This is a genomic window from Microlunatus sp. GCM10028923, assembly GCF_042666975.1.
In the GTDB taxonomy this organism is placed as follows: domain Bacteria; phylum Actinomycetota; class Actinomycetes; order Propionibacteriales; family Propionibacteriaceae; genus Microlunatus.
Genome location: NZ_JBHTFF010000010.1, coordinates 268,650 through 291,639, shown reverse-complemented (window position 1 = coordinate 291,639; position 22,990 = coordinate 268,650). Strand labels below are relative to the sequence as shown.

The 22,990-nt window shown below is 69.0% G+C and carries 20 protein-coding genes; 3 read left to right on the top strand and 17 right to left on the bottom strand.

The window, feature by feature from the left end; translation table 11 throughout:
• Positions 1-1,392: 1,392 nt before the first annotated feature.
• The 5 genes from ACFQU4_RS24405 to ACFQU4_RS24385 are packed head-to-tail and all read right to left on the bottom strand — an operon-like array spanning position 1,393 to position 6,913.
• Positions 1,393-2,184: an ATP-binding cassette domain-containing protein gene (locus ACFQU4_RS24405; protein WP_377496935.1), complete on the bottom strand. Its 792-nt coding sequence runs from the start codon at positions 2,182-2,184 to the stop codon at positions 1,393-1,395.
• Entirely contained in the window at positions 2,177-3,178 is a 1,002-nt protein-coding gene (locus ACFQU4_RS24400) for an ABC transporter ATP-binding protein (protein WP_377496932.1), read from the bottom strand. Before ACFQU4_RS24400 ends, ACFQU4_RS24405 begins: the two co-directional genes overlap by 8 nt.
• Positions 3,175-4,089, bottom strand: coding sequence for an ABC transporter permease (locus ACFQU4_RS24395; RefSeq protein WP_377496930.1), 915 nt, complete (start codon positions 4,087-4,089; stop codon positions 3,175-3,177). Before ACFQU4_RS24395 ends, ACFQU4_RS24400 begins: the two co-directional genes overlap by 4 nt.
• A complete protein-coding gene (locus ACFQU4_RS24390) occupies positions 4,053-5,078 on the bottom strand; it encodes an ABC transporter permease (protein WP_377496927.1) in 1,026 nt (341 codons plus the stop codon). The genes ACFQU4_RS24395 and ACFQU4_RS24390 overlap by 37 nt, the downstream gene beginning before the upstream one ends.
• Positions 5,079-5,122: 44 nt before the next feature.
• Positions 5,123-6,913: a peptide ABC transporter substrate-binding protein gene (locus ACFQU4_RS24385; protein WP_377496925.1), complete on the bottom strand. Its 1,791-nt coding sequence runs from the start codon at positions 6,911-6,913 to the stop codon at positions 5,123-5,125.
• A 213-nt stretch (positions 6,914-7,126) separates the two neighbouring features.
• On the opposite strand from ACFQU4_RS24385, the gene ACFQU4_RS24380 reads away from it, so the two are divergent.
• Positions 7,127-8,203, top strand: coding sequence for an inositol-3-phosphate synthase (locus ACFQU4_RS24380; RefSeq protein ID WP_377496923.1), 1,077 nt, complete (start codon positions 7,127-7,129; stop codon positions 8,201-8,203).
• Here the strand turns inward: ACFQU4_RS24380 and ACFQU4_RS24375 are convergent.
• From ACFQU4_RS24375 to ACFQU4_RS24350, 6 genes are all read right to left on the bottom strand, one after another.
• Entirely contained in the window at positions 8,200-8,556 is a 357-nt protein-coding gene (locus ACFQU4_RS24375) for a hypothetical protein (RefSeq protein WP_377496921.1), read from the bottom strand. The two genes, ACFQU4_RS24380 and ACFQU4_RS24375, sit on opposite strands and share 4 nt — an antisense overlap.
• 50 nt (positions 8,557-8,606) lie before the next feature.
• A complete protein-coding gene (locus ACFQU4_RS24370; protein ID WP_377496919.1) occupies positions 8,607-8,963 on the bottom strand; it encodes a hypothetical protein in 357 nt (118 codons plus the stop codon).
• 132 nt (positions 8,964-9,095) lie between these two features.
• Positions 9,096-10,181: an ABC transporter ATP-binding protein gene (locus ACFQU4_RS24365; RefSeq protein ID WP_377496917.1), complete on the bottom strand. Its 1,086-nt coding sequence runs from the start codon at positions 10,179-10,181 to the stop codon at positions 9,096-9,098.
• An 8-nt stretch (positions 10,182-10,189) separates the two neighbouring features.
• The gene (locus ACFQU4_RS24360; protein ID WP_377496915.1) at positions 10,190-11,083 is read right to left on the bottom strand and encodes a carbohydrate ABC transporter permease; all 894 of its coding nucleotides are present in this window, start codon (positions 11,081-11,083) and stop codon (positions 10,190-10,192) included.
• Positions 11,080-12,045: a carbohydrate ABC transporter permease gene (locus ACFQU4_RS24355; protein ID WP_377496913.1), complete on the bottom strand. Its 966-nt coding sequence runs from the start codon at positions 12,043-12,045 to the stop codon at positions 11,080-11,082. The genes ACFQU4_RS24360 and ACFQU4_RS24355 overlap by 4 nt, the downstream gene beginning before the upstream one ends.
• The gene (locus ACFQU4_RS24350) at positions 12,042-13,361 is read right to left on the bottom strand and encodes an extracellular solute-binding protein (protein WP_377496911.1); all 1,320 of its coding nucleotides are present in this window, start codon (positions 13,359-13,361) and stop codon (positions 12,042-12,044) included. The genes ACFQU4_RS24355 and ACFQU4_RS24350 overlap by 4 nt, the downstream gene beginning before the upstream one ends.
• Before the next feature lie 237 nt (positions 13,362-13,598).
• Here ACFQU4_RS24350 and ACFQU4_RS24345 point away from each other — a divergent pair, with 237 nt between their 5' ends.
• Entirely contained in the window at positions 13,599-14,948 is a 1,350-nt protein-coding gene (locus ACFQU4_RS24345) for a hypothetical protein (RefSeq protein WP_377496909.1), read from the top strand.
• A gap of 82 nt (positions 14,949-15,030) precedes the next feature.
• Here the strand turns inward: ACFQU4_RS24345 and ACFQU4_RS24340 are convergent, their stop codons facing one another.
• From ACFQU4_RS24340 to ACFQU4_RS24330, 3 genes are all read right to left on the bottom strand, one after another.
• Entirely contained in the window at positions 15,031-15,921 is an 891-nt protein-coding gene (locus tag ACFQU4_RS24340; protein ID WP_377496907.1) for a hypothetical protein, read from the bottom strand.
• A 201-nt stretch (positions 15,922-16,122) separates the two neighbouring features.
• Positions 16,123-16,962: a hypothetical protein gene (locus tag ACFQU4_RS24335; RefSeq protein WP_377496905.1), complete on the bottom strand. Its 840-nt coding sequence runs from the start codon at positions 16,960-16,962 to the stop codon at positions 16,123-16,125.
• Positions 16,963-17,106: 144 nt separating this feature from the next.
• The gene (locus ACFQU4_RS24330) at positions 17,107-17,760 is read right to left on the bottom strand and encodes a TetR/AcrR family transcriptional regulator (RefSeq protein ID WP_377496903.1); all 654 of its coding nucleotides are present in this window, start codon (positions 17,758-17,760) and stop codon (positions 17,107-17,109) included.
• Positions 17,761-17,826: 66 nt separating this feature from the next.
• Between ACFQU4_RS24330 and ACFQU4_RS24325 the strand changes: the two genes are divergently transcribed.
• Positions 17,827-18,846 (top strand): SDR family oxidoreductase, encoded by a 1,020-nt coding sequence (locus tag ACFQU4_RS24325; protein WP_377496901.1) that lies wholly within the window; start codon positions 17,827-17,829, stop codon positions 18,844-18,846.
• Between the two features lie 14 nt (positions 18,847-18,860).
• Here ACFQU4_RS24325 and ACFQU4_RS24320 read toward each other — a convergent pair whose 3' ends face one another.
• Genes ACFQU4_RS24320 through ACFQU4_RS24310 form a run of 3 tightly spaced genes read right to left on the bottom strand, consistent with a single transcriptional unit; the run spans position 18,861 to position 22,990 of the window.
• Entirely contained in the window at positions 18,861-19,835 is a 975-nt protein-coding gene (locus tag ACFQU4_RS24320) for a polyprenyl synthetase family protein (RefSeq protein ID WP_377496899.1), read from the bottom strand.
• A gap of 27 nt (positions 19,836-19,862) precedes the next feature.
• Positions 19,863-21,449, bottom strand: a complete 1,587-nt coding sequence (gene nuoN / locus ACFQU4_RS24315; RefSeq protein ID WP_377496897.1) for an NADH-quinone oxidoreductase subunit NuoN — start codon at positions 21,447-21,449, stop codon at positions 19,863-19,865.
• On the bottom strand, positions 21,449-22,990 hold the full coding sequence (locus ACFQU4_RS24310) for an NADH-quinone oxidoreductase subunit M (RefSeq protein ID WP_377496895.1): 1,542 nt from the start codon (positions 22,988-22,990) through the stop codon (positions 21,449-21,451). The genes nuoN and ACFQU4_RS24310 overlap by 1 nt, the downstream gene beginning before the upstream one ends.

The window sequence follows — 22,990 nt, the reverse complement described above, 5'->3', positions numbered from 1 at the left end:
GGGAACGTCCCCCACCCGGTCCCGTCCGGCTCCCATCCAGCCGATCCGAGGTCCGACCCAGCAACCCGACCCACCACGACCGTCCCAACCGTGGCGTTCCCGCGGGAACGTCCCCCACCCGGTCCCGTCCGGCTCCCATCCAGCCGATCCGAGGTCCGACCCAACAACCCGACCCACCACGACCGTCCCAACCGTGGCGTTCCCGCGGGAACGTCCCCCGCCCGGTCCCGTCCGGCTCCCATCGAACCGATCCCCAGGTCCGACCCACCACGACCGTCCCGACCGTGACGTTCCCGCAGGAACGTCCCCCGCCTGGTCCCGTCCGGCCCCCATCCAGCCGATCCCAGGTCCGACCCAGCAACCCGACCCACCACGACCGTCCCGACCGTAGGCGTTCCCGCGGGAACGTCTCCCGCCCGGTCCGGTCCGGGTCCCATCCGGCCGATCCGAGGTCCGACCCAACAACCCGACCCACCACGACCGTCCCAACCGTGGCGTTCCCGCGGGAACGTCTCCCGCCTGGTCCAGTCCGGGTCGGTCGGCGTTCACTCCGGGATGAGCGTTGCCGGGGCAGTCGGGCGTGACATGCGGCGGGCTGGGGTGGTGGACCGGCTCGGTCGGGCGAGGTGGGAGAGGCTGGCTGGAGGGGCGACCGTGGTCGTGCCGGGCGAGGGGTGGCCGGTCGGCACGGTCGGGTGTTCACGCCGGCGCAAATGCGAGCGCGGGGGTATTGGGCGGGCGCTGATCTTCGGCGACAAGGTGCGACTCGAGTCGATCAACGGATCGATCATGATCATGAACTGGCGAACGCCGGCGGCGGGATCGACCAGCGCGGCCAAGTATCCGCCCATCGGCGGCGAGCAGAGGGACGTGCGGTTGTCGACATTCCGACACGGAACCCGACGCAACGCGTGCGGTTGTCGACAAACCCGCGGTGTTGGGACGAGCGGTGTTGGGGCGAGCGGGGTGGGAACGAGCGGGCGTTGGAACGAGCGGCCCATCGAACCGTTCCCAGGTCCGACCCAGCAACCCCACCCACCACGACCGCCCCGACCGTAGGCGTCCCCGCGGGAACGTCCCCGACCCGACCGGGCGCGGCGCATCACTCCGACGGACCGCGCGACTCGTCCCGTCCACCGCTCCGACCGGGCCGGAAACCGGACCCGCCCTCGACGCGTACGCCCGGCCGCATGGGTCAGGTTGCCGTCACTCGGCGCGTTCCGGGGTCGATCACGCCGGCGACGATCATGATCGCCGGGTCCGCCCGCGATGTTCCCGCGGCAACGTCAGATTCAATCCGCACAACCCACCCCACAACGCGATCGACCGGGCACAACAGCAGCGACACTCCGTCAAAACGGCTGCTTTTGTGCCCGGTCGGCGGGTGGGGGGTTAGGCGCGGACGGGGAGGACGGCGGCCAGGAGGGTTTTCGTGTACTCGTCCTGGGGGTCGGCGAAGAGTTGCTCGGTGGGAGCCTCCTCGACGATCTTCCCGGTACGCATCACGGCGACCCGGTCGGCCAGCCGCTCGACGACGGCCAGGTTGTGCGAGATGAACACGCAGGACAGGCCGAGGGAGGAGCGGAGGTCCTCGAGGAGGGCCAGGATCTGGGCCTGGATCGAGACGTCCAGCGAGGACGTCGGCTCGTCGCAGACCAGCAGGTCCGGCTCCAGGGCCAGGGCCCGGGCGATCGCGATCCGCTGCTGCTGGCCGCCGGAGAACTGGCGCGGCGACAGGTCGGCGAAGCGCGGGTTGACCCCGACCAGCTCGAGCAGTTCCAGGGCCTTCGCCCGGCGGGACTCCCGGGTGCCCCGGCCGTGCAGCCGGAGCGGCTCCGCGACGTTGCCGACCGCGGTGTAGTGCGGCAGCAGCGACCCGTACGGGTTCTGGAAGACCATTTGCATCTTGCCCCGGAGCGCGTGCTGCTCCTTGCCGGTCAGGGCGGACAGCTCCTGACCCTCGAACAGGATCCGGCCGGAGGTCACCGGCTGCAGGCCCATGATCAACCGGGCCAGGGTGGACTTGCCGCTGCCGCTCTCGCCCACGATCCCGACGGTCTCGCCGCGGCGGACGTCCAGCGAGACGTCGTCGACCGCGAGGGTCTCGCCGGCCCGGCTGGAGAAGAGCTTGCTGACCGACTCGGCCCGGACCAGCACCTCGCCCTGCTTCGCTGACTCAGACAAGTGCCGCCGCCTTCCAACATGCCGCGCCATGATCAACTGCACCAGCCGACCCGGACTCGACCTTGATCAACACCTGTTCCTCGGAACACTTCGGCTGCTCGGCCTGGGCACAACGCGGGTTGAACGGACAGCCCTTCGGCCGCCGCGCCAGGTCCGGCGGGCTGCCCGGAATCGGGATCAGCGGCAGGTCCCGCCCGCCGACCTCGATGCTGGAGCCCAACAGCCCCACCGAGTACGGATGCCGCGGCCGGTCCAGCAGGTCCAGCGTGGTCGCCCGTTCCATCACCCGGCCGGCGTACATCACCATCACGTCGTCGCAGAAGTAGCGAGCCACCCCGAGATCGTGGGTGATCATGATGACGCCGGTGCCCTGATCCTTCAGCCCGGCCAGCAGATCGAGCAGCTGGCGCTGAATGGTCACGTCGACGGCCGTGGTCGGCTCGTCGGCGATCAGCAGTGCGGGCCGGGTGATCATCGCCATCGCGATCATCGCCCGCTGCCGCATGCCGCCGGACATCTGGAACGGATACATCCGGACCCGGCGCTCGGGCTCCGGGATGCCGACGTCGCCCAGCGCCTGGACGGCCCGCTTCCGGGCGTCGGCCTTGTTGCAGATCCCGTGCCAGAGCAGGTGTTCGGTGAGCTGCCGTTCCACGGTCAGGGTCGGGTTCATCGCCTCCATGGCGTTCTGGAACACCATGCCGATGTCGCGACCCCGGATCTTGCGCAGGTCGCGCTGCTTGAGCGCGAGCAGGTCCTTGCCCTGGAACGTCGCGGTGCCGCCGGCGATCCGGGCGGTCCGCGGCAGCAGGCCGAGCAGGCTGCGCACCGTGACGCTCTTGCCGCTGCCGCTCTCGCCGACGATCGCCAGCGCCTTGCCCGGTTCGACCGTGAAGCTGATCCCGTCGACCACGGTCAGCCGCTCGCCGTCGGCCCTGCGGAACTCGGTCCGCAGGTCCGACACCTCGAGCAGATGATCTTGAGATGCGCTCATCGCTGGTCTCCGCTCGCGTCGAAGGCGTCCCGGAGGCCGTCGCCGACCCAGGTGAACGCCAGCAGGGTGAGGGCGAACAGCGCCGCCGGGAACAACAGCAGGTGCGGCGCCGAGAGCAACGACCGGACGCCCTCGGAGATCATGCCGCCCCAGGACGGGGTCGGCGGTTCGACACCGAGCCCGAGCAGCGCGAGGCCTGCCTCGGCACCGATCGCGGCCGGGATGCCGAAGCTGGTGGTGACCAGGATCGGGCCGATCGCGTTCGGCAGGATGTAGCGCACCGCGATGGTGAACCCGGATGCGCCCATCGACCGGGCCGCCTCGACGTACTCGCGTTGTTTCAGGGTGAGCACCTGGGCGCGGACCAGCCGGGCCTGGGTGACCCAGGACGCGATGCCGATGGCCAAGATCAACGCGAAGATGCTGCGGCCGAGCACCGTCACCAGCACCACCGCGAACAGGTAGCTCGGGAACGCGTACATGATGTCGGTGCCGGCCATCAGGCCCTGCTCCAGCCGGCCGCCGACATACCCGGCCAGCAGACCGATGATCAACGCCAGCACCAGCGCGGTGACCTCGGCGCCGAAGGCGACCGACAAGGCGGTACGCAGACCGTAGAGCACCCGGCTGAAGACGTCGCGGCCCAGCGCGTCCGTACCGAGCAGGTGGCCACCAACGCCCGGTCCGACCAGCTTGTTGTCGAAGTCGGTGTCGGTGTAGTGGAACGGCGCGATCAACGGCGCGATCAGGGCGACGATGATCAACAGACCACAGAAGACGAGACTGCCGAGCGCCAGCTTGTTCCGCCGGAAGCGGTCCCAGGCGTGCCGGAGCGGGCTCTTGGTCGCGACCTCCCGTGTGGTGCTGACGGGCGTCAGACCGACGTCGGCTGTACTTTCGACTGTTGCCACAGCTTCCTCCCCCCTCGCAAGAATCCGCGTCCACCGGCTTCGGCCCGGATCCTCGGATCCAGTGCCCCATAGATCAGATCGACGATCAGGTTCACCACCATCAAGATCAACGCGAAGAACAACGTGGTGCCCATCAGCAGCGGCATGTCACGACTCGCCGCGGCCTGGGTGAAGTAGAGCCCGAGGCCCGGGATCCGGAACAGGGTCTCCACGAACACGGTCCCGGTCATCAGCCCGGCCAGCAGCGGCCCGACCACGGTGACCAACGGGATCAGCGAGTTGCGCAGCGCGTGCCGGATCACCACCGTGCTGTACGGGCCGCCCTTGGCCAGCGCCGCCGTGACGTACTCCTCGCGGAGCGTCTCGAGCATGCTGGACCGCACATAGCGGGCCAGCACCGCCACCGGCCCGAGGGCCAGCGCCAGCACGGGCATGATCATGTTCGCCGGACCGTCCCAGCCGCTGGAGGGCAGCAGGTGCAGTGTCGCGGTGAAGAACAAGATCAGGAACGCCGCGGTCAGATAGCTGGGCAGAGCGTGCCCCAGCGTCACCACGAACATCGCCCCGTGATCACCGATGGAGTCCTTCCGCAAGGCGGCGAACACCCCGATCGGCACCGAGATCAACAGGGCGATGATCACGGCGATGATCGCCAGCGTCGCCGAGACCGGGAAGGCCGTGGCGATGATGTCCTGGACGTCCTGCCCGGCGTACTTGTACGACGGGCCGAAGTCCCAGGTGATCGCGCCCTTCATGAAGATCAGGTACTGCTGCCAGGCCGGCTTGTCCTCGCCGTACCGGTTCTCCAGTTCGGTCACCATCTGCTCGGTGCCGGCGCTGCCGATGTTGGTGGCGCCGCTGCTGACCCGGGCGATGTCGGCGAAACTCCCGGGTGCCAGTTGCAGCAGCGTGAACGCGATGATCGACACCGCGATCAGGGACACCACCAGCCGAAGTACACGGCTGGCCAGGTAACGAACGAATCCCACGCCTCATCCTCCTCGTAGATGACCGCAGGGCAACACCGTGGCTGTCAGGCCTTCGGCTTCAGGCCCTTGAGGTAGAAGTAGTCGGGGTACGCACGCATGACGATCCCCTCGATCGTCGGGCGGACGGCGAAGTAGACGCTGAGCCAGAGCACCGGGATGTAGAGCGACTCCTGCTCCCGGATACCGGCTGCCTCCTTGAAGATCGCCAGTCGCTTGGCCTCGTCCGGCTCGGAGTAGCCCTTCGCCACGAGTTCGGCCATCTGACGCGATCCCGGCGAGCTCTTCTCCTTCAGCAAGGCGGCGAGCTGCTTGTTCTTGGTGCCGGCGTCGAGCTTCTTGTCCAGCTCGAGCTTCTGGTACTGGGCCCAGGACTCCGACGGCAGGCTGAACTTCTGCACGTCGATCGGCGACCAGAGCGACCCGGTGTAGGTCGGCCAGGTGGGCAGGCCGGCGAACGTACCGAAGTAGAAGCCGATGTAGTCGCCCTTCTGGACCTGCCAGCGGCGTTCGACGTACACACCGGACTCGACGATGTCGGGCCGGACCTTGATGCCGAGGTTCTTCTGCCAGACGTCGGCCAGAGCCGCGATGATCGGGCTGTCCACGCCGGCCAGGATCCGGATCTCCGGCAGTCCCTTGCCGTCCGGGTAGCCGGCCTCGGCCAGCAGCCGCTTGGCCTGCTCGATGTCCTCGCCGAGGGCGAAGCTGTCGTCCCAGCCCTTGACCCGGCCCGGGACCAGGGTCTGACCGGCCTTGGCGCCGGTCACGACGCCGGCCAGGGTCTCCCGGCTCATCGCCATCGACAGCGCCTGCCGGACCCGGACGTCTTCCAGGGCCGGGTTCTCGCTGCGCAGCTTGGCCAGGTAGGCGACGCTGTAGTTGTCGACGACCTTGAGGTGCTTGGACAGCTCCGGGTCCTTCTGGAACCGGGCCACGTCGACGTCCGGGACCGACACGACGTCGGTCTCGTTGTTCTCGTACGGAACGGTCTGGGTGCCGCTCGCGGTCGCCTCGATCAGCTGCACCTGGATGTTGTCGTAGAACACCTGGCCGCGGTCCCAGTACTTCTCGTTGGGCACCAGGTCCAGGGTCGAGTTCATCACCCAGTTCTTCACCGCGTACGGGCCGTTGGTGATGAAGTTCGGCGGCTTCTGCCAGTCGTCGGGCTTCTCCTCCACCGTCTTCATGTGCAACGGCAGCAGCGACGGGTGGCTCAGCGCGGGCAGCAGGTCCGGGTTCGGGTTGGCGAGGGTGATCACCAGTTCCTTGTCCCCGGTGGCCTTGACGCCGACCTGCGACCAGTCCGTCAGCGCGCCGGAGAGGAACTCGACCGCGCCCTTGATCCCCGTCGAGGCCTGGTACGAGTTCGCACCCAGCGTCGTGCCACCGGCGCTGGCGCCGGACGGGGTGAACAGCCGCTTGTAGGTGGCCTCGAAGTCGTGCGCGGTGACCGGGTCACCGTTGGACCAGGTGGCGTTGTCGCGCAACTTGAACGTGTAGGTCAGGTTGTCCTCGGAGATGTCCCACTCCTCCGCCACGGCGGGGTCGACATCGTCTCCGGACTCTTTCTGGGTGACCAGACCCTCGAGGATCCCGCGGGTCAGGATCCACATGCCGTTGGTGATCACCTGCGGATCCACGGTCTCGACAGTGGTGTAGGCGATCCGCAGCGACTTGGCACCTTCCTGCTGTTGTGGCTGGCTGCCGAAGATGTTGCACCCGGTCAGCGACCAGGTGCCGGTCGCGGCAATGCCGAGCGCTCCGGACAGACGCAGGAAGTCGCGTCGGTTGGCCGGTACCTTCGCCAAGCCACCCGGCGACACGGACGTCTCCATTGATTCCACCTCTCTACCTACCCCGAACTCCGGCGGAGGCACAGCGCCGTCGCCGCTTTGGTTGGACCATAATAACTATTTTGGGCCGCCCGTAAATGCTCGGCACCAACTTGTAACAATCCTCAGCCGTCCTTGCGGTAGCCCGGGCCCCCGATCGGCGGCTCCTCCTTGACCGGACATTCGCGTCCGGTACGGCTCGATTAGCCTGCCGTGGTGACTTCGATTCGGGTGGCCATCGTCGGTGTCGGCAACTGTGCGTCCTCGCTCGTCCAGGGGGTGCATTACTACCGCCACGCCCCCGAGGGCAAGGCCATCCCGGGCCTCATGCACGTACGGTTCGGTCCGTACCATATCGGGGATCTGGAGTTCGTGGCCGCGTTCGACGTGGACGCGAAGAAGGTCGGAGTTGATCTTGCCGACGCGATCCACGCCAGCGAGAACAACACCATCAAGATCAGCGACGTGCCGCCGACCGGCATCGAGGTGCTGCGCGGACCGACCCTGGACGGGCTCGGCGCCTACTACCGCGAAACGATCACCGAGTCCTCTGCCACGGAGGTCGACGTGGTGGCCGCGTTGCGCCAGGCCCGGGCCGACGTGCTGGTCTCCTACCTGCCGGTGGGCTCGGAGGAAGCCGACAAGTTCTACGCCCGGTGCGCGATCGAGGCCGGCGTCGGCTTCGTCAACGCGCTGCCGGTGTTCATCGCGTCCGATCCGGAGTGGGCCGAGCGGTTCCGCGAGGCGGGCCTGCCGATCGTCGGCGACGACATCAAGAGCCAGGTCGGCGCGACGATCACGCACCGGGTGCTGGCCAAGCTCTTCGAGGATCGCGGCGTCACGCTCGATCACACGTACCAGCTGAACTTCGGCGGCAACATGGACTTCCAGAACATGCTGGAGCGGTCCCGGCTCGACTCGAAGAAGATCAGCAAGACCCGCGCCGTCACCTCGCAGATCCCGCGCGAGATGGCCGACGCCGACGTGCACATCGGGCCCAGCGACTACGTACCGTTCCTGGCCGACCGCAAGCACGCTCTGGTCCGGCTGGAGGGCCGCGGCTTCGGCGACGTACCCGTCCAGCTCGAGTACAAGCTCGAGGTGTGGGACTCCCCCAACTCCGCCGGCATCGTGATCGACGCCATCCGGGCTTGCAAGATCGCGAAGGACCGCGGCCTCGGCGGCCCGATCGACAGCGCGAGCGCGTACTTCATGAAGACCCCGCCGACGCAGTACGACGACTCCACCGCCCGTGATCTTGTCGAGGAGTTCATCCGCGGCGAAGAGGATTAGGCGCAGTTGGAGCCGGTCACCATCCAACCCGACCCGCCGCCGCGGCTGAGGTCGGAGATCTCGACCCGGTGCGGGCCGTTGACCTTGTAGAGCAGGCCGTTCTCCCGAGCCGTGGTCCAGCCGGTACGCGGAGCGAGCGGCGAGGCGCCGGTCGCGAGCCAGAGTTCGAGGGCGGCCTCGGGAGTCGGCTCACCCACGGCGCCCGCCGCCAGGTCGATCGCGATCACTGCGCACCCCGAAGGCACCGTCTCCGGGAGGCCACGGCCGCACCCGATCGCGGCGAGCAACGCACACGCCACGACCCCGATCGCGATGATCACGCCCGGCCTCCGCGCACCTGGCCGCATTGCCATGGTTCGATCGTAGGCGCCGTTGTCGCCGAGGGGACCATCGCCGGAAATGATCACGTGCCGGAACAATTCGCGGCGGTGACCGTCCAGCCGCCGGACCTGAGGTCGAGGACTTCGACCCGGTGCGGGCCGTTGACCAGGTAGAGCAGGCCGTTCTCCATCGTCCTCGACCAACCTTCGCGCGGGACCCGCGGTGACGCACCGGTCTCGAGCCAGCGGTCGAGGGCCGCCTCGGGAGTCGGCTCGCCGACCGCGTCCGGGTCGACGAGGATGTAGATCGACGCGCACCCGGGCGGCAGCTGCCCCGGCAGACCGAAGGTGGCGATCGCCGCGATCAGGGCGCACACCGCGACTCCGGCCGCCACCGCGATGATCACGCCCGGCCGCCGCGCACCCGGCCGCGTCGCCATGCGTTCGATGCTACGCGCCCTTCGTGCCCTGAGCTTGTCGAAGGGCCAAGCCACAACGCTCCCTGAGCTTGTCGAAGGGCAGGCACGATCTGGCTCGGCCCTTCGACAGGCTCAGGGAACGTCGATCGGGCCTCAGGGCGCGGCGAGGGAGCGGCCGTCGGCGGCGGGGTCGAAGAGGTGCAGGCGGTCGGCGGCGAGGGTGAGGTGGAGGGGCGTGTCGGGCTTCGCGTCGAACGGGGCCGGGACCTTGGCCTTGATCAACTCGCCGCCCAGCTCGAGGGTGAGCAGAACCTCGGAGCCGAGCGGTTCGGCGACGAAGAGGCGGGCCGGGACCGAGGAGTCGGAGGGTACGTCGGAGACCCGGACGTGTTCCGGCCGGACGCCGAGGACGACCTCGCGGCCGACCGGATCGGCGCTGCCGGCCGGCACCGGACGTTCGACGGCGGCGTTGACGAAGCGGCGTTCGCCGCCGACCGAGCGGAGTTCGCCGGTCAGGAAGTTCATCGCGGGCGAGCCCATGAAGGCGGCGACGAACATGGTGGCCGGCCGCTCGTAGACCTCGGTCGGCGAGGCGCACTGCTGCAGCACCCCGTCCTTCATCACGGCGATCCGGTCCGACATCGTCATCGCCTCGACCTGATCATGGGTGACGTAGATGAAGGTCCGCCGCAGGTCGGCGTGCAGCCGTTTCAGTTCGGCCCGCATCCCGGCCCGGAGCTGGGCGTCGAGGTTCGACAGCGGTTCGTCGAGCAGATAGGCGCCGGCGTCGCGGATGATCGCCCGGCCCAGCGCGACCCGCTGCCGCTGGCCGCCGGACAGCTGCTTCGGTCGTCGTTCCAACAGGTTGGCGATGCCGAGCGACTCCGCCACCTGGGCCACCCGGCGGGTGATCTCCAGCTTCGGCACCCGCATCATCTTCAGCGCGAAGCCGAGGTTCTGCGCGACCGTCTTGTGCGGATAGAGCGCGTAGCTCTGGAACACCATCGCCACGTCCCGGCGGTTCGCCGGCAGATGCCCGACCGGTACGTCGTCGAACCGGATGCTGCCCGAGGTGGACTTCTCCAGCCCGCAGACCATCCGCAGCGTCGTTGTCTTGCCGCAGCCGGACGGGCCGACCAGGGTGAGGAACTCCCGGTCCTCGATGATCAGGTTCAGGTCCTCGACGGCCACGTTGCCGGCGAACTCCTTGCGTAGATGATCAAGCCTGACCTCGGCCATCGCTCTCCTTACCCCTTGACCGAGCCCGCGGCCAGGCCGCGGACGATGAGCCGCTGGAAGACCATGACGATCACCAGCGGCGGGATCACGGCGAGCACGCCGGCGGCGGCCATCACCGTGTATTGGACGTTGATGTCGGTGGCGAAGTTGGCGACCACGATCGGCATCGTCTGGGTCTCGATCGAGCTGGTCAGGAAGAGCGCGAACATGAACTCGTTCCAGGCCGACAGGAAGGAGAAGATCGTCACCGTGACCAGCCCCGGTGCGGCGATCGGCAGGAAGACCGTACGCATCATCTGCGGCCAGGTGCACCGGTCGACCCGGGCCGCGTCCTCCAGTTCGCGCGGGATGGTGCGGAAGTAGTCCTTCAGGATCCAGATCGTGAACGGCAGCGCGAACGTCGTGTAGGACAAGATCAACGCCTGGTACGTGTCGAGCAGCTGCAGCGCCCGCATCAGCAGATAGAACGGCACGATGATCGTCACGCCCGGCACCATCCGGGTCGCCAGGTAGACCATCAGCAACGCCCGACTGCCGCGGAACGGGATCCGTGCGAAGGTGTACGCGGCGAGCACGCCCAGCAGCAGGTTGCAGAGGGCGGTCAGGGTGGCCACGATCGCACTGTTCGCCATCGCCCGGGGCAGGTTCTGCGCGGCCCGGGACGCGAACTCCGCCTGGTCCGGGTTGAGGAAGCGCAGGTAGTTGTCCAACGTGGGCCGCAGCGGGATCCACTGCGGCGGCACCGACACCGCGTCCGCCTCCTGCATGAAGCTGGTCGCGACGATCCAGTAGAACGGCGCCACGAAGAAGATCGCGAACATGATCGCCAGCAGGTAGACGACGATCTTCCGCCAGGGGATCCGGTAGCGCAGCGGGACCGGCGCTTCGACGAGTTCGCTCATACCTCGAAGCTCCCCCGCTTGTGCAGGACCACCACGTAGACGATCGAGATCACCAGGGTGATCCCCATGATCACGTACGCGTAGGCGCTGCCCAGCCCGAGGTCCGTGTACGACAGCGACGTCCGGATCGCCTGCAACGAGATCACGTTCGTCGACTCGCCCGGGCCGCCGCCGGTGAGCAGATAGACGATGTCGAACGCCCGGAACGCGCCCATCGTCTGCAAGATCAACACCATCAGCAGCGGATGCAGCAGCCACGGCAGCGTGACCTGCCAGAACCGCTGCAGCGCGCCGGCCCGGTCCACCCGGGCGGCGTCGTACATCTCGGACGGGATCGCCGTCAGCCCGGCCAGCAGGATCATCGACGCGAACGGCAGCATCCCCCAGACCTCGGCCGCCACGATGACCAGGAAGGCCGAGGTCGAGGTGGCCAGGAACGGCTGGTACTCGTCGATCACGCCGAGGCCGACCAGCAGCCCGTTCAGCGCTCCGACCTTCGCGTCGAAGATCCACCGCCACATCAGGCCGCCGACCACGCCCGGGATCGCCCACGGCAGCAGGATCAGGCTGCGCAGCACGCCGCGGCCGAGGAACGTCTCGTTGAGCACCAGGGCCAAGATCAACGACAGCACGGTCGTGATCACCACCACGACCACGGTGAACAGCGACGTGATGCCGAGCGAGTTGAGGAAGGTCTGGTCGGTGATCAGCGACAGGTAGTTGTCGGCACCGATGAAGCCACGCTTGGCCGGCTGCTTGAGGTTGTTCCGCTGCAGGCTGAGCCAGAACGAGTAGCCGATCGGGAACCCGATGATCAGGGCGATCACGGCCAGGGCCGGCGCGTTCAGCAGCCAGGCCCGGGCGGTGTCGCCGAGCCCGCGGCGGGGCGGGTCGGCGTCGGCGCGCCCGGGCGGAGGTGGCTCGCGCCGGGTCGGGTCGCGCTGGGCGGTGGGAGCGGTCACGCGTACTTCTTCTCCAGGTCGCGGGCCGACGTGGCGAGTGCTGCCACCACCGACGCCGGGTCGTCCTGGACGGTGAGGATCCGCTGGATCCCCTTCTGCAGTTCGGTTTCGAACTCCGAGTACCACGGCTTGGCAACCACCGACCGGGACTTCGCGGTTGCGGACAGCTCGGCATAGACGTCCGGATCGCCCCACCGTTTCAGCTCGGCGATCACCTCCGGGTCCTTGGCCAGCTCCTCGAAGGCGAAGCCGAGTCCGTAGTTGAGGAACCAGAACTTCGCCGTGTACGGCTTCCCCTCGCCGTCGAAGCCGCCGAGATAGGTGAGCAGCTTGATCGCGTCGTCGCGGCGTTCGGTGTTCGCGCTGAGCCCGTACATCCTGGTGGTCAGGACGCTGCCCTGCCCCGGCCCGCCGAGGCCCGGGATCAGCGCCATCTTCATCTTGCCGGCGATCTTGGACTTCTTCGGATCGTTGTACGCCCGGGCGCCGTAGCGCGAGGCGAAGGTGAAGGCGTACTGGCCGGACGACAGCGCCTCGTCCACCGGCGTCGGCCCCATCTGCACCGACGCCGGATCGATGATCTTGGAGACCCGGACCGCGTCGTCCAGCCAGCTCAGCAACCCCTTCGGCACCGGGTCGCTGCTGTCCATGATCGGCTGGAGTTGATCATCGAACATGGTCCCGCCACTGCCGTACAGCAGCGCCCAGAACCAGCCCCAGTAGGAGTCGCTCAGCTGCGCGGCGAAGCCGATCGAATACTTGAGGATGCCGCGCTCCCGGAGCGTGATCGCCTGGTCGGTCAACTCCTCCAGCGACTTCGGCGGCCCGGACAGGCCGGCCTTCTCGAGCAGCTCGGCGTTGTAGAGCAGGGCCGAACAGTCGGTGTAGTACGGCAGGCAGTAGCGCTTGCCGTCGTGGGTCATCGCGTCGGCGTTGCCGGGGAAGATCGCCTGGTACACCTCGTCCACGCCGGGCAGCCCGTCGATCGGCTGCAGGTAGCCGGCGTCCGCCCAGCCGGCCATCGAGTCGTCGTACACGTAGAGCGCGTCCGGCTCCGAACCGGCGGTGAACTCGGCCACCGTCTTCTGCACGTACTGCGAGCCGGTGATCGAGGTGAAGCCGACCTCGATGCCGGACTGTTCCTTGAACCGGGCCAGGTTGTCCTCCACCGCCTGCGGCTCGTAATCCCAACCCTGGAAGGCGATCGCGCCGCCGGGATCCCTGGCCGGAGCACCGCACGCGGACATCGCCGCGGAACCGAGGGCCAGGCCGCCGAGTTGCAGCAACCGGCGCCGGCCGATTTCGTCGTTGATCATGATCCACCTCCAACACGGGTCAATCCGACGGTCCTCCGCCGACCGACCCGCGTCCAGACACCGCGGTCATCACCGCTAGACCACGCGCCGACTCGGCCGTGGTGGGATTTACCGTCGCGCTGGTGTCACGACGCCAGGTACTTCCGGCAACTCGATGGGCGACTGGTCTAACGGGAGTTGCAGGCAGCGGGTCGGCCCCCGGTCCGGGCTCGCTAGCGTGGCGCATCGGAGGTGGTCATGACCGATCTCGCGTACTACCTGACCTTCGGCCGGATGCCGACCCTCGGACTGGACGCCTGGCAGTCGATCTATCGCAGTTACGCCGCCGACGGCGCGACCCGGATCGTGCTCTGGACCGGCGGTGCGTTCCGCTCCCGGCTGTTTCCGATCACCTGGCAGTACAACCGGGAGCATCGCAACATCGAGCAGGACTTCCTCGGCGACCTGATCGACTACGGGCACACGCTCGGGATCAAGACGCTGCTCGGCTTCGTCCCGTACGACTACGACGGGATCAACCAGTTCCCGCTGGAACAGCCACGACTGCGGGCGATCGGCGCGGACGGCAACTACCTCGAGTCGCAGGGCATCCACTGCTGGGGGTACGCCCTCAACCCGGCCCTGTCGGAGTCCCGGCGGCTGGTGCTGGACTACGTGCGGGAGCTCTACCGGGACTTCTACCCGCAGGCCGATGGCATCCTGATCGAGTCCTCCGATCTCAAGCTGGGCAATGGAACCGGCGACTACTTCAGCCTCGAGTACGACCTGATCAAGGAGCTCTCCGAGGACTACTGGAGTGATCATCCGGACGGCGAGCTGATCATCTACCCGCACTACTTCCGGTCCGACCGCGGCCAGGCACATCCGTACGACCCGCGCTGGCAACTGGTCTTCACCTCACACAGCGCCGACCTCGAACCCGGCCTGATCGACCGGGCCAGCTACAGCTACTACGCCGACTATTCGATCATGGTCGGCGACCCGGAACAGGTCCGCCGGTCCTGCCGGCTGGTCAGCGCTCAGGGCATCTCCTGCTACTTCCCGCCGTTCGAGTTCTTCACCTACCGGCCGCCGCAGGCCGACATGCGCGAGCCGCACCTGATCGGCCGGCCGCTGCGCCCGTTCGGCTTCGAGCACCTGTCCCGGCACGACAACCCGTACGAGGATCCGCTGGTCGCCGTGAACCGGCACGCCGTCCGCGCCTTCCTCGCCGACCCCGAGCTCTCCCTGGACGACTTCACCGCCGGCCTCGGCCCCAGCCTGCTCGGCCCGGCCGCCCGGCCGAGCGACATCGAGGACCTGCTCACCCTGCACCGGCTGTACTTCCGCTCGAAGTCGTACTTCAGCGCCGGCCCGGCCGCCGACCCGCGGATGCTGCACCACCGACTCGGCGAGGGCTCGACCGGCCCCGACGAACTGGCCTGGATCGCCGACCGACTCGCCGCCCTGCCCGACCTGCGCACCCGCCTCGCCGCCAGCCCGGAACCCGCCGCCGTCGCCCTGGCCACCCGAGCCGACGACGTCCTGTCCGCCTGGTCCCAGCCCGACCGAGACTTCCTGCACGCCCACCTGGTCGAACGCGCCTAGCGGGCGGAATGTCGACAACCCCACGCGCCTCGGCCGATTCTGCGTGGGAATGTCGACAACCGCACCGTTTCCGGGAGTGGAGTCAGCGGTGTTCGAAGAGGTTCCGCCAGGTGGCGTTGAAGGATGGGGCGCGGCCACGGTAGCCGCGGGCCCGGAGCTGTTCGTCGACGGTCGCGGCGAGCTCGCTGGGTTGCTGCAGCCGGCCGTTGGTGACCCGGATGACGGCGTACCCGGCCTTGATCGCGGCCTCGTGGCGCGCGATGTCGCGGCTCCACTGCATCGGGTCGGTGCGGTGATGATCACCGTCGTACTCGATGAGGGTCAGGTACTCGTCCAGCACCAGGTCGAACCTTCCGATCGGTGCCGTCTTCGTGCCGATCATGGAATTGCACGTCGGCTCGGGCAGGCCCGCGAGCACCAGGAGCAGCCGGAGCCGCGTTTCCTGCGGCGATTCTGCGCCGCTGCGCGCCAGTCCCGCCGCGCGTCGGGCGAGCCTGCCGCCCGGTCCCGTCGCGCCGGCAGCTCTGCTGCGTAACGCGTCGACGGTCACCGCGCCGAGCCGGATCAGCCAGTCGGCGGCGACCGTCGCCTCGACCAGGTCGAGTTCGGCGCAGGCGGCCAGCCAGGCGTCCACCGGCAGGGCGAGCCGGCGGCGGGCCGCCGGCAACCGCCCGAGCCGGGAGAGTCGGATCCCCGCATGAGTGGTGTGGCTGGTGGTGGCCGTGGCCACCCGTACCGGCTGCGCGGAGCCGACCTCGACCCCGTGGAGCCAGAGCGCGGTCACGCCGATGATCACCGCGTCCGCGGGCATGACCAGCAACGCGGCAGCCGCCTGCTCGGTCAACGTCGGCTCGTCGGGCGCGTTCAGGTAGACCCCGCGCAGCAATCGACGAAACCGCGGACCGGAGAGCTGGCGCTCGCTCAGCCCGTGCCGTCTCGCACTCCGTACGGTCAGCAATCTGGGGAGTTCCACTCCAGCACGATCACGCCCTTTCCCCCGCCCCGCTACCCCCGCGGCGAATTCTGTGGACAACCCCGAGCACCCTTTCCCGCCTGTGGACAGCGCGCGGAAGTGGTTCGGTTGTCGACAAACCCACGTGATCGGGCGCGCGTGCCGTCGGGTTGTCGACAATGCCGCGCCGTTCGGGGCGGCAGGCCAGGGCGGGGCGCGGGTTCAGCAGGGGCGGGTCACGGCGTAGTCGTTCTCGTCCTTGCCCTCGGCGGGGTCGTAGTAGCGCACCGTCAGTTCCACGGCTTGGCGATCACCGAGTCGTTCCCGGGCCTGGGCGCAGGCGCGGTCGGCGCGGGTCGGGCCGCTGGCGGACAACTGCACCTGGACGAGGTCGCCCAGCATGACCCGGCGGATGAGGCCCACGCGTTCCAGGTCGGTGAGGATGGCGGCGGTCTCGGCCGGGCGGGCGAAGGCGGCGCGTTGCAGGGTCACGGTCGCGTCGTCGGAGGCGCCGGAGATGATCACCCGGTCGGCGGCCAGCGGTGAACCGGCGGAGAGGTCGCGGACCAGGCCCGCGGCGAACGGGACCGTCGGGGCCGAGGAGGCGAGGGCGGCCTCCGCGGACGAGCCGTACGGGTCGACGGTGATCACGGCCGGAGCGGTCAGCCGGACGACGCCCAGCCGGCGCAGCAGGTTGACCGCGGCCACGTCGTCGGTGGCCTGGTCGCCGACGTTGGCGCGGCTCGCCAGGCGGGCGGATCCCAGCACCAGGATCCAGCCCTCGTCCCGGTCGCGCGCCGCCTGCAGCACCGCGAGGACCTCGTCCGCCGTGGCCCCCGACGCGAGTTCGATCTCGTGCGTGGTGCCGTTGGCGCGGGCGACGCCGGGCAGGCGCTCGATCGCGGCCTGGCGGTTCGCGATCACGGCCCAGATGATCCCGGCGATCAGCGCGACGACCAGACAGAGTGCGACGAACCGGTGCACTCCGTACCGCGGATTCATCAGCAGGTCCCGCACCGTCCGTCGAGTCGTCGGTGCCGCTCCCGCATCGCCTGCATTCATTCGGTTCTCCCGGTTCGCTCCCGATGCTGCGCCGACCCCCGGGGACGCGATCGCGACCCTACCGGGCCGGCGGTCCAGGGCGGTGCGTCAGGCGAACCGACGAGTCGCTGTCGGGCCGAGAGACCTCGCACCCTTGGCGGGTGACTAGCCGGACAGGGCCGCGATCCAGGGCTGGGCCTGCCCGACCGACCGTTCGAGCAGGTCGTCGGGGTCGGCCTGCCAGGACGCGGCGAGATGCGCGAGTTGGCCGTCGATGCACAGGGCGGCGAGACCGTGACTGAGTGCCCAGAGCGCCATCGCGAGCGCGCGGGGATCGGCGACACCGAGTTGGTCGACCAGATCGGTGAGTACGGCCAGCGCCGTGTCGCCCGCCTCGCGAACGGCCGGATGCTTCTCGGGTTCGGAGAGCTCCGGACGGAACATCAGCTGGAAGTGGCCGGGTCGTTCCCGGGCGAACGCGACGTAGGCGGCGACCGCCCGGGCGACGGCATCGGGCGGTTCCCCGGCATCGCTGGTGGCGGCCGTCAGCCGGTCGGCGAGCAGCTCGAAGCCCTGCGCACAGATCGCCGACAGGAGGGCGGCCCGGTCCGGGAAGTGGTGGTACGGCGCTCCTGGACTGACCCCGGCCTCCCGGGCGACCCGGCGCAGACTGACGGCGCCGACTCCCTCGGTTTCGACCAGTCGGGCGCACGCGTCGATCAGTTCGGATCGGAGCGACCCGTGGTGATAGGTGTCGCGCCGACCGGCGCGGCCTCCCCCGTTCGACTGCTCCGGAACTGGTTGAGCATTGACCGGCATGACGGCAATCTATACGATGCTCAGTATCTGAACACTGCTTAGTTGGAACCACGAACCGGAGGCTCCATGGCCAGCGTGCTGGTGACGGGCGGGACCGGCTTCATCGCCGGTCACGTCATCGAAGATGCGTTGCGCAGCGGACATCGGGTGCGCGCCACCGTCCGCTCGCTGCGGGACCCGTCGCGGGTCGCGCACCTGGAGCGGCTGGGCTCGGACCATGACGGCCGGCTCGAGTTGGTGGAAGCCGATCTGACCGACGACGCCGGCTGGGATGCCGCCGTGGCCGGCATCGAGCACGTGCTGCACGTCGCCTCACCGTTCCCGACGACGGCTCCGCGGGACGAGGCGGAGCTGATCAGGCCGGCGGTCGACGGAACGCTCCGGGTGCTGGGGGCCGCCAGCCGCGCCGGCGCCCGACGGGTGGTGATGACATCGTCGATCGCCGCGGTCTCGTCCGGCCGGCCGCGCGAGGAGGTCCGCACCCGGACCGAGGCCGACTGGAGCGATCTTGATCATTCCGCGGCGTACGCGAAGAGCAAGACGCTGGCCGAGCAGGCCGCCTGGCGGTTCGCCGATGATCATCCCGAGCTCGAGGTGGTCGCGATCAATCCGGGGCTGGTGCTCGGTCCGCTGCACCACGCCGCTGCCGGGACCTCGTTGACACTGGTCCGCCGGCTGCTGAACCGGGAGGTGCCTGCCGTACCCGCTCTCGGGTTCGCCACCGTCGACGTCCGCGACGTCGCGATCGCCCACCGGCTGGCGATGGAGACGCCGGGCGCTGCCGGACAGCGCTACATCTGCGCCGGCGCCAACCTGTGGCTGGCGGACATGGCAGAGGTCCTTGCGGACGAGTTCGGGCCGCTCGGTTTTCGGGTCCCCCGGCGGCGGATGCCGTACTGGATGCTCTGGCTGGCCGGCCGGTTCGACCCCGAGGTCCGGCTGGCCCTGAACTTCGTCGGCAGCCCGGAACGGGTCAGCTCGGACAAGGCCCGCGACGAACTCGGCTGGAGCGCCCGGCCGGTGCGCGAGACCCTCGCCGACACCGGCCGCAGCCTGATCGACCACGGCCTCGCGAAGGTGCGCTGACCGGGGAACGTGAGTCAGGCGGTTCGGGTGACGACGGTGTCGCAGAGCTCGACCAGGGCGTCCTTGGCGGGGCCGGTCGGGAGGGGATCGAGCAGGGCCCGGGCGGCTTCGGCGCGCTTGCCGACCTGGGCCCGGGCCTCGTCGATCACCGGGTGGGTCCGCAGCTCCGCCAGCACCGCGGCCAGCGCGGCGTCGTCGTGCAGGTCGCCGTCCAGCCGGCTCCGAAGATCACGATCGGCCGGTGCGTCGTACCCGCGCAGCAGCAGGGTCGGCAGGGTCGGGATGCCTTCGCGCAGGTCGGTGCCGGGCGTCTTGCCGGTGTCGTCGCTGGTGATGTCGATGATGTCGTCGCTGAGCTGGAAGACCAGGCCGATCTCCTCGCCGAACCGGGCCAGCCGCCGCTGGACGTCCGGGTCCGCGTCGGCGACCATCGCGCCGAACAGCGCCGAGGTGGCGATCAGGGCGCCGGTCTTGCCGGCCAGCACGTCCAGGTAGTGCTGCAGCGGATCGTCGCCGTCGGACGGGCCGACCGTCTCGGCGATCTGGCCCTGCACCAGCCGGGCGAAGGTCTGGGCCTGCAGGCTGACGTACTCGGGACCCAGCTCGGCCACCAGGTCGGAGGCCCGGGCGAACAGGTAGTCGCCGACCAGGATCGCGACCGTGTTGCCCCACCGGTCGTTGGCGCTGGGCGAGCCCCGCCGCAGCACGGCCTCGTCCATGACGTCGTCGTGGTAGAGGCTCGCGACGTGGGTCAGCTCGACCACGCTGGCCGCCTTCACGACGGCTTCCGGATCGTGCCGCGGCCCGAACGACGACGCCAGCACGACGAGCATCGGCCGGAACCGCTTGCCGCCGGCCGCGATCACGTGCTGCGCGGCCTCGGTGACCAAAGCGGTGTCGGCCTCGGCGGCACGCAGCAGCGACGCCTCGATCTCGGTCAGCCGATCTTCGACCGCGGTCGCAAAGTCGGCACTCGGCTCTGCTGTCACGGTCCTCCTCCTGGAACGGGGTGCGGGCTAACCCGAGTAGCGCAGGAACTCGCCGGCGGTCTGGGCGATGTCCAGAACCGGGCCGGGGAAGATTCCCAAAGCCACAGTAGCGACCACGCCGATGCCGACCGCGACCAGTGTCGTCCAGCCCGGCCGGATCACACTCGGAGCGCCCTCGCCCGGCTCGGCGAAGAACATCAGCACGATCACCCGGACGTAGAAGAACGCGGCGATGACGCTGAGCACGACGGCCGCGACGACCAGCCAGTGCGCGCCGCCGGACCAGGCCGCCGCGAACACCGTCCACTTGCCGATGAAGCCGCCGGTCAGCGGGATCCCGGCGAAGCTGAGCAGGAAGATCGAGAACACGATCGCCGTCAGCGGGGACCGCTTGCCCAGGCCGGCCCAGCTGGCCAGCCCGGTCGACTCACCGCCCGCGTTGCGGACCATGGTGACGACGGCGAACGCGCCGATCGTCGCCGCACCGTACGCGACCAGGTAGAACATCACCGACGAGACGCTGGTCAGCCCGCCGCCGGCGCCCGTGGTGCCCTGGAAGGCGCCGACGAACGCGGTCATCAGGAAGCCGGCGTGCGCGATCGAGGAGTACGCCAGCATCCGCTTGATGTCGGTCTGGGCGATGGCGAGGATCGCGCCGACGGCCATCGTGGCGATCGCGATCACGGTCATCAGCGGCTGCCAGTCCCAGCGGTCCGCGCCGAGCGCGACGTAGAAGACCCGGAGCAGGGCGCCGATGGCGGCGATCTTGGTGCAGACGGCCATGAACCCGGTGACCGGGGTCGGTGCGCCGGCGTACACGTCGGGGGTCCAGGAGTGGAACGGGACCGCGCCGAACTTGAACAGCAGGCCGACCCCGAGCAGCCCCATGCCGGCCAGCAGCAGCCCCGGGCCCTGCTGGCTGGACCGCAGCGCCGCGTCGATCGCGGCCAGCTCGAACGAGCCCGCGTAGCCGTACAGCATCGCGACGCCGTAGATGAAGAAGGCCGAGGACAGGGCGCCGAGCAGGAAGTACTTCAGCGCCGCTTCCTGGCTGAGCAGCCGGCGCCGACGGGCCAGGCCACAGAGCAGGTAGAGCGGCAGCGACAGGATCTCCAGCGCGATGAACATGGTGATCAGGTCGTTCGACGCCGGGAACAGCATCATGCCGGTCAGCGCGAACAGGGCCAGCGGGAAGACCTCGGTGTGCTCCACCTTGGCCTCGATCGCCTCCCGCTCGGCCACGGTGCCGGGCACCGTCGCGGCCTGGGCGGCGAACACGCTGGCACCGTTCTCCACCTTGCGCTCGGCGAAGGTGAGGAACGAGACCGCGCCGAAGATCAACAGCAGGCCCCAGATGAAGTAGACCGGGCCGTCGACCACGACCGAGGTGCCGGCCGTGATGCCGGCGCCGATCACGCCGACGTTGCGCAGCGTCATGAACAGCGCGGCGGCGATCAGCGCGAAGCTGACGATCAGCTGCGCCGACAGCCGGTACGCCCGCGGCACCAGGGCCTCCACCAGGACGCCGATGCAGCCGCCGACGAAGACCAGCAGCAGGGGCATGATCAGCCCGTAGTCGATCGCCGGCGGATCGATCTGCAGGATGGCGATCATCACCGTTCTCCCTCCGCGCTGATCATCGGTTTCGGATCAGTCATTCCGGCCTGGCTCATGGTGGCCGCCACCGCCGGCTCGATGGCGTCCAGCAGCGGCTTCGGGAAGAACCCGATCGCCAAGATCAACAACACCACCGGGGCCAGGGCGAGACGCTCCCGGATCCCGATGTCGGACATCTTCTCGGACACCTCGTCGGAGATCGGGCCGGTCATCGTCCGCTGGTACGCCAGCAGCATGTAGACCGCGGCCAGCACGATGCCGAGCGTCGCGATGATCGCGAACACCGGATGCCGGCCGAAGGTGCCGGCCAGCACCATGAACTCGGAGATGAAGCTGGACAGCCCCGGCAGCGACACCGTCGCCAGCGAGCCGAACAGGAACAGCGCGGCCAGCACCGGCGCCACCTTCTGCACGCCGCCGAAGTCCGCGATCTGCGCCGACCCGCGGCGCTTGATCAAGTAGCCGGCGACCAGGAACAGCGCCGCCGTGCTCAGCCCGTGGTTCAGCATGTAGAGGGTCGAGCCGACCATGCTCTGGGTGGTGAACGCGAAGATGCCGAGCACGATGAAGCCGAAGTGGCTGATCGAGGTGTACGAGATGAACCGCATCAGGTTCTTCGACACCACGGCCATCACCGCGCCGTACACGATCGACAGCACGGCCAGCACCAGCACCACCGGGGTGGCCCAGCGGCTCGCCTCCGGGAACAGCTCCAGGCAGAACCTGATCATGCCGAAGGTGCCCAGCTTGTCCATCACGCCGACCATCATGGTGGCGCCGCCCGGCGTCGACTCCTCGGCCGCGTCCGGCAGCCAGGTGTGGAACGGGACCATCGGCGCCTTGATCGCGAAGGCGAACATGAAGCCGCAGAAGAGCAGCCGCGCCGTGTTCTCGTCGATCGGCAGGTTACGCAGGTCGGACAGCAGGTAGCTCGGCGCACCGTTCTGCGCGGAGACCACCCACAGCCCGATCACCGCGGCCAGCATGACGAAGCCGCCGAGCAGGCCGTAGATCAGGAACTTGGTGGCTGCCTGGGCGCGCTTGGCGCCGCCGAAGCCGCCGATCATGAAGTACATCGGGATCAGGATGATCTCGAAGAAGATGTAGAAGAGGAACACGTCGGTCGCCGTGAACAGCAGCAGCGAGACGCCCTCGACGACCAGCACCAGGGCGAAGAACACCCGGGCGTCGTACTTCGGCTGCACGGCCGCGTCCGCACCAGGGATCGGGTCGGCGTCGTTCCAGGCGGCCAGGATCACCACCGGGGTGACGACCGCGACCAGCAGCACCAGGGTCAGCCCGATGCCGTCCAGGCCGAGCGAGTAGTGCACGCCCAGCGCCCGGATCCACGGCACCTGCTCGACGAACTGCATGCCGCCGGCCGGGTTGAACCGGGTCGCGACGACGATGCCGATGATCAAGGTCAGCACCGAGACCGCGAGCGCGACCTGCTTGGCTGCGGTGCCCTTGATGAAGATCAGCGCGACGGCGCCGATCAGCGGCAGCACCGCGAGCGTGGTCAGGAAGGGAAACATCAT